At 45.1% G+C, this 11,508-nt stretch carries 13 protein-coding genes and 1 tRNA gene; 6 read left to right on the top strand and 8 right to left on the bottom strand.

The window, feature by feature from the left end:
• The first annotated feature begins 269 nt into the window (after positions 1 to 269).
• Together M0Q51_16315 and M0Q51_16310 are read left to right on the top strand one after the other, a co-directional pair.
• On the top strand, positions 270 to 848 hold the full coding sequence (locus tag M0Q51_16315) for a hypothetical protein (protein ID MCK9401542.1): 579 nt from the start codon (positions 270 to 272) through the stop codon (positions 846 to 848).
• 123 nt (positions 849 to 971) lie between these two features.
• Complete coding sequence (locus tag M0Q51_16310; protein MCK9401541.1) at positions 972 to 1,370, top strand: hypothetical protein; 399 nt, start codon at positions 972 to 974, stop codon at positions 1,368 to 1,370.
• Between the two features lie 630 nt (positions 1,371 to 2,000).
• Here the strand turns inward: M0Q51_16310 and M0Q51_16305 are convergent.
• Positions 2,001 to 2,071: transfer RNA gene (locus M0Q51_16305), tRNA-Cys, on the bottom strand.
• 179 nt (positions 2,072 to 2,250) lie between these two features.
• On the opposite strand from M0Q51_16305, the gene M0Q51_16300 reads away from it, so the two are divergent.
• The gene (locus tag M0Q51_16300; protein MCK9401540.1) at positions 2,251 to 2,622 is read left to right on the top strand and encodes a four helix bundle protein; all 372 of its coding nucleotides are present in this window, start codon (positions 2,251 to 2,253) and stop codon (positions 2,620 to 2,622) included.
• A 50-nt stretch (positions 2,623 to 2,672) separates the two neighbouring features.
• On the opposite strand, the gene M0Q51_16295 is transcribed toward M0Q51_16300, so the two are convergent.
• From M0Q51_16295 to M0Q51_16265, 7 genes are all read right to left on the bottom strand, one after another.
• Positions 2,673 to 3,140, bottom strand: a complete 468-nt coding sequence (locus M0Q51_16295; GenBank protein ID MCK9401539.1) for a CYTH domain-containing protein — start codon at positions 3,138 to 3,140, stop codon at positions 2,673 to 2,675.
• Between the two features lie 33 nt (positions 3,141 to 3,173).
• On the bottom strand, positions 3,174 to 4,211 hold the full coding sequence (locus tag M0Q51_16290) for an inorganic phosphate transporter (GenBank protein ID MCK9401538.1): 1,038 nt from the start codon (positions 4,209 to 4,211) through the stop codon (positions 3,174 to 3,176).
• Between the two features lies 1 nt (position 4,212).
• Entirely contained in the window at positions 4,213 to 4,863 is a 651-nt protein-coding gene (locus tag M0Q51_16285; GenBank protein MCK9401537.1) for a DUF47 family protein, read from the bottom strand.
• 95 nt (positions 4,864 to 4,958) lie between these two features.
• A complete protein-coding gene (locus M0Q51_16280) occupies positions 4,959 to 7,184 on the bottom strand; it encodes a S46 family peptidase (GenBank protein MCK9401536.1) in 2,226 nt (741 codons plus the stop codon).
• Between the two features lie 79 nt (positions 7,185 to 7,263).
• The gene (locus M0Q51_16275) at positions 7,264 to 8,352 is read right to left on the bottom strand and encodes a mannose-1-phosphate guanylyltransferase (GenBank protein MCK9401535.1); all 1,089 of its coding nucleotides are present in this window, start codon (positions 8,350 to 8,352) and stop codon (positions 7,264 to 7,266) included.
• A 103-nt stretch (positions 8,353 to 8,455) separates the two neighbouring features.
• Complete coding sequence (locus M0Q51_16270; protein ID MCK9401534.1) at positions 8,456 to 9,070, bottom strand: SprT-like domain-containing protein; 615 nt, start codon at positions 9,068 to 9,070, stop codon at positions 8,456 to 8,458.
• The gene (locus M0Q51_16265) at positions 9,042 to 9,248 is read right to left on the bottom strand and encodes a hypothetical protein (protein MCK9401533.1); all 207 of its coding nucleotides are present in this window, start codon (positions 9,246 to 9,248) and stop codon (positions 9,042 to 9,044) included. The genes M0Q51_16270 and M0Q51_16265 overlap by 29 nt, the downstream gene beginning before the upstream one ends.
• Before the next feature lie 145 nt (positions 9,249 to 9,393).
• On the opposite strand from M0Q51_16265, the gene M0Q51_16260 reads away from it, so the two are divergent.
• The 3 genes from M0Q51_16260 to M0Q51_16250 are packed head-to-tail and all read left to right on the top strand — an operon-like array spanning position 9,394 to position 11,341.
• Positions 9,394 to 10,125, top strand: coding sequence for an ABC transporter permease (locus M0Q51_16260; protein ID MCK9401532.1), 732 nt, complete (start codon positions 9,394 to 9,396; stop codon positions 10,123 to 10,125).
• On the top strand, positions 10,125 to 10,871 hold the full coding sequence (locus tag M0Q51_16255; GenBank protein ID MCK9401531.1) for an ATP-binding cassette domain-containing protein: 747 nt from the start codon (positions 10,125 to 10,127) through the stop codon (positions 10,869 to 10,871). Before M0Q51_16260 ends, M0Q51_16255 begins: the two co-directional genes overlap by 1 nt.
• The gene (locus M0Q51_16250) at positions 10,868 to 11,341 is read left to right on the top strand and encodes a CvpA family protein (protein ID MCK9401530.1); all 474 of its coding nucleotides are present in this window, start codon (positions 10,868 to 10,870) and stop codon (positions 11,339 to 11,341) included. The genes M0Q51_16255 and M0Q51_16250 overlap by 4 nt, the downstream gene beginning before the upstream one ends.
• Positions 11,342 to 11,508: the final 167 nt, after the last annotated feature.

Below are 11,508 nucleotides of genomic sequence, written 5' to 3'. Positions count from 1 at the left end.
AGTTTATAACGGATTTTATTTTTTCAAAGTTAGCCCTCGACATGAGTTGCGAAAAATACAGAAGCCTCTATGAGGAGTGCCTGAATATCGGTAGATTAGCTGCATGAATTTTTAACGGAGTATTGATATAGTAAATTTATATTATTGAAGTACTAAACCACTTGCCAATGAGCCACGCGGATTGGGAGTATTGAGATATCATTTTCCAATTTCAATTATATAATCTCATAATTCCTATTTTGTGGATTATTAATTAAAAAGACAATTTTATGTCGCTACACACAAGCCCCACGTCAATGCTAAAGGAATCATTAAATGATACTTTAGCCGCAGCAAAATACTGCGTGGAATACAGAAAAACACGGGAAGAATGGCAAGAAAACTCTGGTGGTTGTCTTTCCTATCCAGCGGCAATTTTACTATTATCAATCATTGATGCGATAGGTAGTTATTTTAAAGGTGATAACACATTTAAAATAAAAATTGATGAAAAAATTGAATCAATTAATTCAAAAGGAGGCTGGCAGCATTTTAAAATTTTAAATAGTAAGTATTTCAATCAGGAGTTGAGTCAGGAGTTTATTAAGAAACTGTATAAAAGTTTTCGCTCATTTCTTGTCCATAATTCTGTCATCGGGAAATATTCAGTTATTGTTATGAATAATCAAGCCTTTAAAAATGGAACTAAAGATCAGGCATTTTTAACAATCAATCATATAAGCGGGGAAGTCGTATATATTATTTCCTTGTATGAATTATATGAATTATGTTACAGCGCAGTGCAAGAATTTTTAAAAGATGCTGATAAAGTCGTACCGAAAAGCAGACAGGGCAAGAGTTTCCATTGAAATCCTATCTCATTTGTAAAACTTCACGAAAAATTTCGTAACTTCGCATAACGCCAAGAGATTAACCCCCACAATAGGCACCACAAACAATGGTGCTTTTTTTATTTTAACAAATCGTAAATTATGCCCTCTGAAGCCCAAATCAGGAAGACCATTCGTGATATCATTTTGCTCACCGACAGGATAAACCTTGATGGTGGCACAGCCACATCCGCCCAACAATACCGCTGGCTTTTATTGAAGAAACACCGCTTGTTTCAGGCAGCAGGTATCGAATATACGCAGGAAAATTTGCAATTCCTGTTTGATATGCCTTTCAACCCAATTTTTAACATAACAGACCCTTGCAACGTTAATTTATGCCCTCATATGGAACGAAAAATGTGGGAAACATACGTTGACGGAATTGTTTGCGACGTCATTCCACTGGTGCGGATGGATCACAAGTCCTACAGCCTTGAATCGAAGGTGAATGACGTGATTTATTGCATTGTCGGCTTGACGGGGCGTGCTTTAGAATAGTGTATAAAAGGATGTACTGTGATTAGCGGTATTATGAGCATTAAAACGCCTGTTTTTATAGATTTTTGCGCATATCCATACGCTGAAAATACCGCGTGGCGGGAAGATTTTCGGTAATACGTTTTAAAGGTATTTATCTACGAATTAATTCGTAGTATACACTATTCTCGGTGCCCTTTCTGATGACACGATAAAAACGATTTAAACTTGACCCTTTTCCAAATCGAAACGATTTTTTATTGAAAAATTGAATAAAGTTAATGTGGTTAATGTTAATGTGAGTTCAATAGGGTGAAAGGGGCGAGGGGCTGGCACCTACCCCCCCCACCCGTTGTGTCCTGCCGCCTATCCCCCGCCTTCTCCAGAAATATGGGGGTCAAATCCGTGCGCGTTCATTTCGTCAAAAAAAATTCTGGGAAAAATTTCACCCAAAATTCAGCCCTTTTTGATTTATCGACCTTTTTTGGAATTGAGAATGGAATGGGCGGAAAATTTTTCGAGAGATTTGAGGTGGAAAATTGGGGGGAGAAAAGAGCGGAAATTTAGTGATTACTTTACATTTCACTTTACATTATCTAAAAAAGAAACCCTGTAAACATTTTACTTACAGGGTTTTAACATTGTTTACCGAGGTCTCGAGCGGATTCGAACCGCTGTACGCGGTTTTGCAGACCGCTGCCTAGCCACTCGGCCACGAGACCATTGCAATTAAGGAACAAAAGTACTAAATTTTTATTTGTGTGCAAGATGAATGAGAGAATTGGTCGGCGGTCGGCGGTCGGCGGTCAGCGGGTGGCGGTTTTTTCAATTCCGCAATAATAATTTTCAACAGCCGGGTATATATTGATTCTTTTCCGGATTAACTGGAAAAGAAAAGAATATGGGCAAATTCGAAGATTTATTCGTATTCCAGTTAAGTTATGAGTTGGCAAAGAAAATATTTACCTGTTCCAAAACATTTCCAAAAGACGAAACGTATGGTTTAACAAACCAGATCAGGCGATCTTCAAGGTCTGTTTGTGCTAATATTGTTGAAGCTTATAGGAAGAGGATTTATCCTAAACATTTCATAACCAAGTTATCAGATGCGGATGGAGAATGCTCTGAAACTCTGATTTGGCTTAAAATGGCTAGGGATTTTGAATATTTGGATGATATCACTTTCCGGGAATTATTTCATGAATACGAAAGAGTGGGCAGAATCCTGGGTTCAATGATGAAATACCCGGAAAAATTCGATCCGAAAAATTAAAGTCATAATGCAATCCCGCAAACCGCCGACCGCCGACCGCGAAATGCGAACTACTTCCAGCTCCTAAACGGCTTCTTCACTAAATTCGCATTATAATACCGCACATCGCCGGTGACTTCCTCTCCTATCCATTCCGGCTTCGGGAATGCCTGGTCATCACTTTTGAGTTCGATCTCGGCAATAATCAAGCCTTCATTCTCCCCGGTAAATTCATCAATCTCCCAGGTAAATCCTTCGATATTCACATTATAGCGGTACTTCTCAATGGTTGGTTGAATGCAAAGGTTTTCAAGCATATATTTTGCATCGGCCATCGGAATCTTGTACTCATACTCGGCACGCGCAATGCCCTTCGTAATGCCTTTTATGGTGAGAAAAGCTTTCTTTCCATGCACCCGCACCCGGACTACGCGATCCTTTTCCGTGCTCAAAAATCCCTGGTGTATGTGAAGATAATTTCCAAGCTGCCGGTAGCGGCTGTCTTTGACGAGAAACTTCCTTTCGATTTCCTGCGACATAAGTGAAGTGGTTTGATAATTACAAATATAGAGTTAAACTGGCAACTGAAACACATGCTTCATCACATAGAGCAGGAAGAACGCGATCAAGCCGGCGATGACGGGTGTTGCCACCCAACCGGCGGCTACGTGCCCCATGATGCGGTAACGGATGCCCCTGCCACCTTTCAGCAACCCAATACCGATTATGGCCCCGATGACGGCATGGGCACTGGATACGGGCACCATCGGGATGGCCGGAAGACCCAAACTCACTAAAAACTGCTGCAGACTAACTGAAGAGAATACGAACAGCACCAACGACTGGGCCAGGACCACAACGATCGCTGCTTCTGCCGTCAACTTCATAAGATGATTGCCAACGGTCTGCATGGTCCTGCGCGAATAAGTGAGGATACCTATCGCTATGGCCACTCCTCCGAGGAAAAAAAGCTGTTGTGCCCCATTCAGGGTGAAAAGGCCAAAAATACTGATGCTTTTCAATGGAATGGCAGAAACATATACCCCCATCACGTTGGCAATATTATTCGCCCCTAAGCTGTAAGCGCCAAATGCTCCGACGATGATCAACCCAATGCGGATCAATGCGTCCAGGTAAAGCAGGTGGATCCTGATCCGTGTGGTGATGAATTTGACCAGGAGATAGAGGATGATGGCAAAAACTGCTCCCAGCACCGGACTGAGCACCCAGGTGCTGGTAATGGCCGCCAGTGTGCTCATATCCGTAGGATTCCCGGTGAAAAGGTTCCAGCCTAAGATAGCACCGACGACAGCCTGCGAGGAGGAAACGGGAATAGCATACCTGGTCATCAGGAAAACCGTCACTGCTGCAGCCAGAGTAACAGCGAAAGCTCCTGCGATAGCATCCACTTTCCCCAGCTCGCCGAGGGTTTTGCTGGCTCCTTCACCCTGGATCACTGCCCCGAGGATCACAAAAACAGAGGCGATGATGGCGGCAGTCAGAAACCGGACCATCCGGGTGCCCACGGCGGCGCCAAAGACATGGGATGCATCGTTGGCTCCAAGCGACCAGCCCAGGAAAAGCCCCGATGTCAGGAACAGGAAGATCATCTCAGTTGGTGCGCTTGATGGCCAGGATGGCTACAATGTCAGCTATGGCTTCGGATACATCCGACAGGTTTTCGGCCTGATGGATAAAATACCGGATATGATTCTTCCGGCTCAGGTCAAGGTCGGGAATTTCCTTGTAAATCCTGCGCTTCAGCGCGTTGGACGCCCGGTCGGCCTCTTCTTCGTAAAAATAGACCTTGGGCAGCAGGTCCTTCACCGACCTGGGATCACGGAAAAAGGTCCGTACCGAAAGCACAATGGCTTCTACGGCTTTAATGGATGTTTTGGCAAGATCGATGAAATCTTCATGTACTTCGGGTGGAATATCAGGGCTCTCAACATCAAACTGGAGAAGGTTTTCCTTTGCAATATCTATCAGGTCATCCAGTTTCTCGAGCAGGTGCAGAATATCTCCACGGAATTCAGGCATCAGGGAATGGCGGTAGAGGGCATCCTCGACAGAACGGCGCAATGCATCGGCTTTGCCTTCCATTTCATCAGCCTTCTGCATCGCGTTTACAAACTCCTCCCGGTTCCCTTTCAAATAATTCCTGATACCTTCCACAAAGACGAGGCTGCTTTCATCCACGATGGTGAGGAATTCTTCGATCTGACCGATGACCGCTGAGGAGGATTTGAAGATAGATTGCATAATAAATAAATGTTGAATGTTGAAGGTTGAAGGTTGAATTGGGGACTTATTAAAATTACCCGAATTTAAAATTCAACCTTCAACATTCAACATTATTATTTCGTTTTTTCCATTACTGGTATTGTCACCCCAATCGATTTAACGTCTTTTCTTAAAACCTTTATTTTCTTTATGAGTGACATTTCATTGATAAGATTTTTGGCTCCGGCATATTTGTCGATGATAAACAATACATAACGGATGTCGACGCTTATCGTGCGCTGGTAGTTGGGCTCGAAAGCGATGTCGCCGCTCATGGCTTCCCAGTTCCCGTCGAATGCAAGGCCAAGAAGTTCTCCATTGCGATCGATCACGGGGCTGCCCGAATTGCCGCCGGTGATGTCGTGGTTAGTCAGGAAGCAGGTTTTCATCACGCCGTTTTCACCATATCTCCCATAATCTTTTGCTTCATACAGGGCTCTGAGTTTATCAGGTACGATGAAATCACTATTATCCGGATCATCTTTTTCCATCACGCCTTCCAGGGTTGTATAATAATCATAGTAAACACCATCGCCGGGTTTGTATCCCTGGACTGTGCCATAGGTAAGCCTCATGGTGGAATTGGCATCGGGGGCATAATTATGGCCGGGGTTCATTTCACGCAAACCCGCGATGAACAATCGGTTTCCTTTGGCCAGTATCGTATTGGCTTCCGTTGTCGCTTTCTGAATTTCGAGGTATTTTCCGCTAAACGCCAGGTAGGCCTTATATGCCGGGTCTTTCTGCAAGGTCTTCAAATTTGGATCATCCAGGAAAGCATTGGCCTTTTCCAGAGAAATGAAAATTGATTTTTCAAAAACACCGGCAGCGTACCCTTCAAAATCCCCTTTATATTTCTTTACCATATTTGCCAAAAATTCCGGCTGCCGGGCCGCAGGGACATCTTCATAAAACATCTTCATCATGGCCGCGAAAGTCTGCTGATCGATTGGCAGGTAATAGTCTTTGAAATAAGTTATTGCCTGTCCCTTCAGGCCGGTAATAATCTTATCGATCTTTTCCTTATCAGGAGATTTTTTAGCTAACTCATCGGCCAGGCTTTTAAACGTGGAGGCAAGGGCAAGGATCTCGGGCCCGCGAAGGGCTGCTTCCCGGTAATAAACGTTGGCCAAAGCATATTGGGAAATAGTCTTGTAAGCGTTTTCTATATCGGTCAGCGCCTGCCCGTATTTCGCTTTGCGATCTGTGCTACCATCAGTCCAGGCCCGGAATTCATTTTCAATAGCCACTTTCTTATCAAAAACATCCAGCCGTTTCAGGCCTTTGGTCTGGCCGATATAATATTTCCAATAATTGGAGATCCGTGCATACTTAGTAGCATATTTGATTCTTACCTCATCGCTCACTGCCATTTCCGCATTCATGATATCCAGCTTTTCCTGCCTGATTTTCACAACTGAGGGATTAGAAGTATTGATGGCCAGCTCGACCCCAAAGGAAGAAAGATAGCGGTCGGTGCCGCCGGGATACCCGAGGATCATGGCAAAATCGCCTTCCTTGTAGCCGTCCAGCGATATGGGCAGGTGATATTTGGGTTTCATGGGGATGTTATCTTTGGAATATTCCGCCGGATTGCCATCAGGTCCGGCATATACGCGGAACATGGAAAAATCCCCGGTATGGCGCGGCCACATCCAGTTATCGGTATCTCCGCCGAATTTGCCTATGGATGAAGGCGGCGCTCCCACCAGCCTGACATCTTTGTAAGTCTCATAAACAAAAAGATAGAACTCATTACCGCCAAAGAAACTCCTGACACTGGCATTGTAGATGGTTCCGTCAGTAGCCTTTTTAACCAACGGATCAACGACCTCGGTAATTTTGGCGCCCCTCTGTTCTTCGGTCATTTCAGCAGTCAGTTGGCTATTGATGGCTTCCGACACATCTTCGATCCGGATGAGGAACTGGACAGTAAGTCCTGGATTAGGCAGTTCTTCTTCATGGCTCATGGCCCAGAAGCCATCGCTCAGGTAATCGTGTTCGATGGCGCTGTGCGCCTGGATCTGGCCATAGCCGCAATGATGATTGGTAATCAGCAGGCCCTGGTCGGAAATAATCTCCGCGGTGCAACCGCGGCCAAAAATGACGATAGCGTCCTTGAGACAGGATTGGTTGACACTGTAAATTTCTTCAGGTGTCAGCTTCAGGCCGAGCTTTTGCATATCCGCGTAATTCAGCCGTTCGACCAGCATGGGGATCCACATCCCCTCATCTGCCCTCAGGGTAAGGTTGAAAGCAAGGATGAATGAAAGAACTGATAGTAAAATGAACCTTTTCATAAAGCTTGAATATTGTTAAATTGTTAAACTGTTAAACTGTTAAACTGCCGACTGTCAACTGTCAACTGTCAACTGTCAACTATACATACTTCTCCCCCTTCTGCATCTTCACATCGCTTACGATCTGGCGAAGTTGTTGTTCATCCTTTTTGCGGCAGACCAGCAGGATATTATCATCTTCCACGACGATATAATCGTCAAGTCCCTGCAGGACAACCAGCTTGTCGGAAGGCATGTGTATGATGCAGTTCTGCGAATCATATGTAAGTACATTTTTGCCAGTGATGGCATTATGGTTTTTATCTTTGCTGTGGATCTCGTGAAGAGAGCCCCAGGTTCCCAGGTCCGACCAGCCGAAATCCGATTCGATGACAAAGACATTTCCGGCTTTTTCCATTATGCCGTAGTCGATGGAAATACTTTTGCAAACCGTGTAAGTATCCCTGATAAATCTTGTCTCCTGTTCCGTGTAGTATTTGTCTTTTCCTTTTTTAAAAAGATTATCTATTTCGGGAAGATGCTCGTGGAATGCTTTCAGGATGCTTTTCAGCGACCAGATAAAGATACCTGAATTCCAAAGAAATTCACGGCTTTCAATGAAAGTGACCGCCAGTTCATGGCTGGGTTTTTCGGTGAAGGTCTTCACTTTGTGCAAGCCGGCATATCTTGTATCGGATGCTATCCGGTTGAACTGGATATACCCGTAACCGGTATCCGGCCTGGATGGCTTGATGCCAAGCGTGATGAGCCAATCGTTCTCTTTGGCAGCTTTCAGGGCCGTCCTGATCTTATCCTTGAAAATATCTTCCTTAAGGATCAAATGATCCGATGGCGCAACGATCAGGTTGGCATCAGGGTTTTTCTTCAGGATCTTACAGGCTGCATAGGCAATACATGGGGCGGTATTCCTCCGGCTGGGTTCCAGCAAAACCTGGTCTTCGTTCAGGTCGGGTAATTGTTCCAGTATCTGGTCCTTGTAAAGTTCATACGTGACGACGAACATATTTTCCGGGGGACAAATCCCCATGAACCGATGGTAGGTCTGCTGGATCAGGGTGGTTCCGGTACCAAGAATATCGATAAACTGCTTGGGGTGCGCCGTCCGGCTCATAGGCCAGAAACGGGCACCGACACCCCCGGCCATGATGATGCAGTAATTGTTTGTCATTGGTTATTGGTTAGTGGTTATCTGTATCTAATTTTACTTTTCTAACACTTTTTCACCGTATCACCGTTCCACTGTTCCAGATCACAAAGTTAACAAACATCACTTAAAATTCCACGGGAATTACTTTAGTCACCGGACTGATGCGATACGCTTTATGGTTATCCTGGCTGGTGCAACGGTACCATTTCCGGAGTTTTTCCTGCTTTTGGAACCTGCGTCCGTTGTTGAGGCTGAAAAAAGCGCCGGACGGTAAATCTTCAAGGAAAACACAGCTCTGAAAAGGGTTATGCGAATGAAGCGCCCTCACCAGTTCAGTATTAATCTTGCTGTTGGCTTTGGGATTGTCAACCTGTTTACTGATCACCGACTGGATTTCCAGCGGAAAAATATTTTTTTCTATTAATAAGCCCAGCATATAAGCATATTGCTTTTTCCATGCTATCCCGTGGGGCCTTGGCCTTCTGGAATACTTCTCCCAGATCAGCATGTGGGCTATTTCGTGGGTCAGTGTGATCAGGAATTCATAGGGGTTGAGGTCGCCGTTGACCGAGATGCGGTGGATATCATCTTTGACCGGGGGACGGTAATCGCCTAATTTGGTCCTGCGGCCCCGGGCAATCCGCATAAATATCCGGCGCCCGCTGACCCATTCCATCACAATTTCCAGGCTGCGATCCGGCAGATATGGCCTAAGTCCATCCTGAAGGTCTTTCTTCATTATTTTGCAGATAGTAAATGCTCTCTTGATTGTTGTACGCCCAGCGCGAGCAATCGCATTTAGCCGGCTTCTTTGGTTTATAATGGCGGTATGGCGGCCGGTTTGATGCACAGGCAGAAGCCATGAACACCAGGGTGATCAGCATGAGGCAAAATCCGATAAACCGGGAACGCACCATAAATCAAATTATTAGCCGGAACTATATCAACGTCAAACTGAAAAATAAAATTGTCGGCAAATGTACTAATTTCGAACCTCAACTTTATTAATTTGGCCATATTAACCCATTTCTATTAAAAGAGATTATTTTAGTATCTTTGAGCATGGTTACCCTTCTCGGCAAATACATCTTCCTGATGATCCAGGTTTTCAGAAAGCCTGCCAAGTGGTGGGTATTCTGGGGACAGCTGATGAACGAATTCCAGAAGATCGGCGTGGAATCGCTGGGGATAGTCGCGATCATATCCGTGTTTATGGGTGCTGTATTAACGATGCAGGTTGCCTTTAACATCGACAGTCCCCTGGTTTCCCCCATCATTATTGGTTTTACAGTCAGACAATCCATGATTCTCGAATTTGCCCCGACCGTGATCAGCCTGATCCTGGCCGGAAAGGTCGGCTCCCGTATTGCCTCCGAAATCGGCACGATGCGGGTTACTGAGCAAATCGATGCGCTTCAGACCATGGGGGTCAATAGCGCCAATTTCCTGATATTGCCGAAACTCGTTGCCGCAGTGCTATTCAACCCGGTACTCATCGTAATGAGTATGTTCCTCGGCCTGATCGGTGGCCTGGTTGCCTGCCTGTTGATGAACCTGGCCTCTATGACCGTTTATATTGAAGGTCTCCAGGCATGGTATGACCCATGGACCATCAGTTATGCACTTATCAAAACGGTTATCTTCGCCTTTATTATCGTTACCGTTTCAGGCTTTAACGGGTACATCATAAAAGGGGGCGCCCTCGAGGTCGGGAATGCCAGCACCAAAGCGGTCGTGCAAAGCAGTATCCTGATCATCCTGTTCAATCTTTTGTTGACCAAAATCCTGTTGTAATGATCGAGGCGTGGCACTTATCCAAATTTTTCGGGGAAAATAAAGTCCTTGACGATGTCTCTTTCATTTTTGAAGTGGGGAAGACCAACCTGATCATAGGCCAGAGCGGATCGGGCAAAACCGTGCTGATGAAAAGCCTGGTTGGATTGTTGGAGCCCGATGAAGGTGAAGTGATCTATGATGGCAGGAATTTTTCACTGATGGGTATCAGTGTAAGACGCATACTTCAGCAGGAAATCGGCATGCTTTTCCAGGGCGGTGCGTTGTTCGACAGCCTGACTGTCGAGCAAAACGTGATGTTTCCCCTCAATTTGTTTACGCAAAAGAGTATGGCTGAAAAGCTCGACAGGGTCAACTTCTGCCTGGAGAGGGTAAACCTTGAAGGGCGGAATAAGCTGATGCCATCGGAACTCAGCGGCGGGATGATCAAACGGGTAGCTATCGCCCGGGCCATCGCCCTGAATCCTAAATACCTGTTCTGCGACGAGCCAAACTCCGGCCTTGATCCTATTACCTCCGGCGTAATCGATGAACTGATCAAAGAAATCACGGAAGAATATAATATCACTACCGTGGTAAATACCCATGATATGAACTCCGTGCTGATGATCGGTGAAAAGATAGCCTTCATTCACGAGGGAAAGATCTGGTGGAGCGGTAACCGGCATGAAATCCTGAATACGGATAACCAGGTCCTCAATGACTTTATTTTTGCTACAGAGCTAACCAGAAGGCTCAAGCGATGAACCTTCTCGACTTTATCCTGCTTGTTCCCGTTGTCTGGATTTGTATCAGGGGTTTCAGCAAAGGTCTCATTATTGAATTGGCTTCCCTCATCGGCCTTATACTCGGCATTTTAGCAGCATATTATTTCTCCGGCTATGTCCGGGACTTTTTAAAAGACTATTTTTCTTTTAAAGAGAATACCCTCAGGATCATTGCTTATATTGTCACTTTCCTTGCAGTCATATTGGTGGTTTACCTGATCGGAAAAATAATAGAGAAATTCATTGACATAGTAGCGATGGGATGGCTCAATAAGATTCTTGGCGCGGTATTTGGGCTGGCAAAAGGCATTGTTCTTGTAAGCATCCTTCTTTTCATCATAGAGAAAACCGATCCCGGTGAAAAGATCATTAAGCCCCAGGTTAAGGAGAAGTCGATGTTCTACCAGCCGGTGATGGAGGTGGTGCATTGGGCGGTTCCGAAGGCATAGTCATTAGGTAGTCATTAGGTGGTCAGTAGGTGGTCAGTAGGTAGTCATTAGTCCCTAAATATAGAACAATATAGTCCGTACAAAGAATAACTTACTAAATTTAAGCGTTGCCCCGTGCAGTGTAGACCGTTCAACTTATGATACTTTGATATCAATCATTAGTCTGG

The organism is Bacteroidales bacterium, assembly GCA_023229505.1.
GTDB lineage: Bacteria > Bacteroidota > Bacteroidia > Bacteroidales > JAGOPY01 > JAGOPY01.
Note: the sequence above shows the minus strand (reverse complement) of the source record. Positions and strands in the feature narration are given on the sequence as shown.

Excerpts from the sequence above, each read along its gene's own strand:
- M0Q51_16250 (MCK9401530.1), top strand. The coding sequence starts at position 10,868 with ATGAACCTTCTCGACTTTATCCTGCTTGTTCCCGTTGTCTGGATTTGT.
- M0Q51_16265 (MCK9401533.1), bottom strand. The coding sequence starts at position 9,248 with ATGGTGCGTTCCCGGTTTATCGGATTTTGCCTCATGCTGATCACCCTG.
- M0Q51_16315 (MCK9401542.1), top strand. The coding sequence starts at position 270 with ATGTCGCTACACACAAGCCCCACGTCAATGCTAAAGGAATCATTAAAT.
- M0Q51_16290 (MCK9401538.1), bottom strand. The coding sequence starts at position 4,211 with ATGATCTTCCTGTTCCTGACATCGGGGCTTTTCCTGGGCTGGTCGCTT.
- M0Q51_16280 (MCK9401536.1), bottom strand. The coding sequence starts at position 7,184 with ATGAAAAGGTTCATTTTACTATCAGTTCTTTCATTCATCCTTGCTTTC.
- M0Q51_16295 (MCK9401539.1), bottom strand. The coding sequence starts at position 3,140 with ATGTCGCAGGAAATCGAAAGGAAGTTTCTCGTCAAAGACAGCCGCTAC.
- M0Q51_16310 (MCK9401541.1), top strand. The coding sequence starts at position 972 with ATGCCCTCTGAAGCCCAAATCAGGAAGACCATTCGTGATATCATTTTG.
- M0Q51_16300 (MCK9401540.1), top strand. The coding sequence starts at position 2,251 with ATGGGCAAATTCGAAGATTTATTCGTATTCCAGTTAAGTTATGAGTTG.
- M0Q51_16275 (MCK9401535.1), bottom strand. The coding sequence starts at position 8,352 with ATGACAAACAATTACTGCATCATCATGGCCGGGGGTGTCGGTGCCCGT.
- M0Q51_16255 (MCK9401531.1), top strand. The coding sequence starts at position 10,125 with ATGATCGAGGCGTGGCACTTATCCAAATTTTTCGGGGAAAATAAAGTC.
- M0Q51_16260 (MCK9401532.1), top strand. The coding sequence starts at position 9,394 with ATGGTTACCCTTCTCGGCAAATACATCTTCCTGATGATCCAGGTTTTC.
- M0Q51_16270 (MCK9401534.1), bottom strand. The coding sequence starts at position 9,070 with ATGAAGAAAGACCTTCAGGATGGACTTAGGCCATATCTGCCGGATCGC.
- M0Q51_16285 (MCK9401537.1), bottom strand. The coding sequence starts at position 4,863 with ATGCAATCTATCTTCAAATCCTCCTCAGCGGTCATCGGTCAGATCGAA.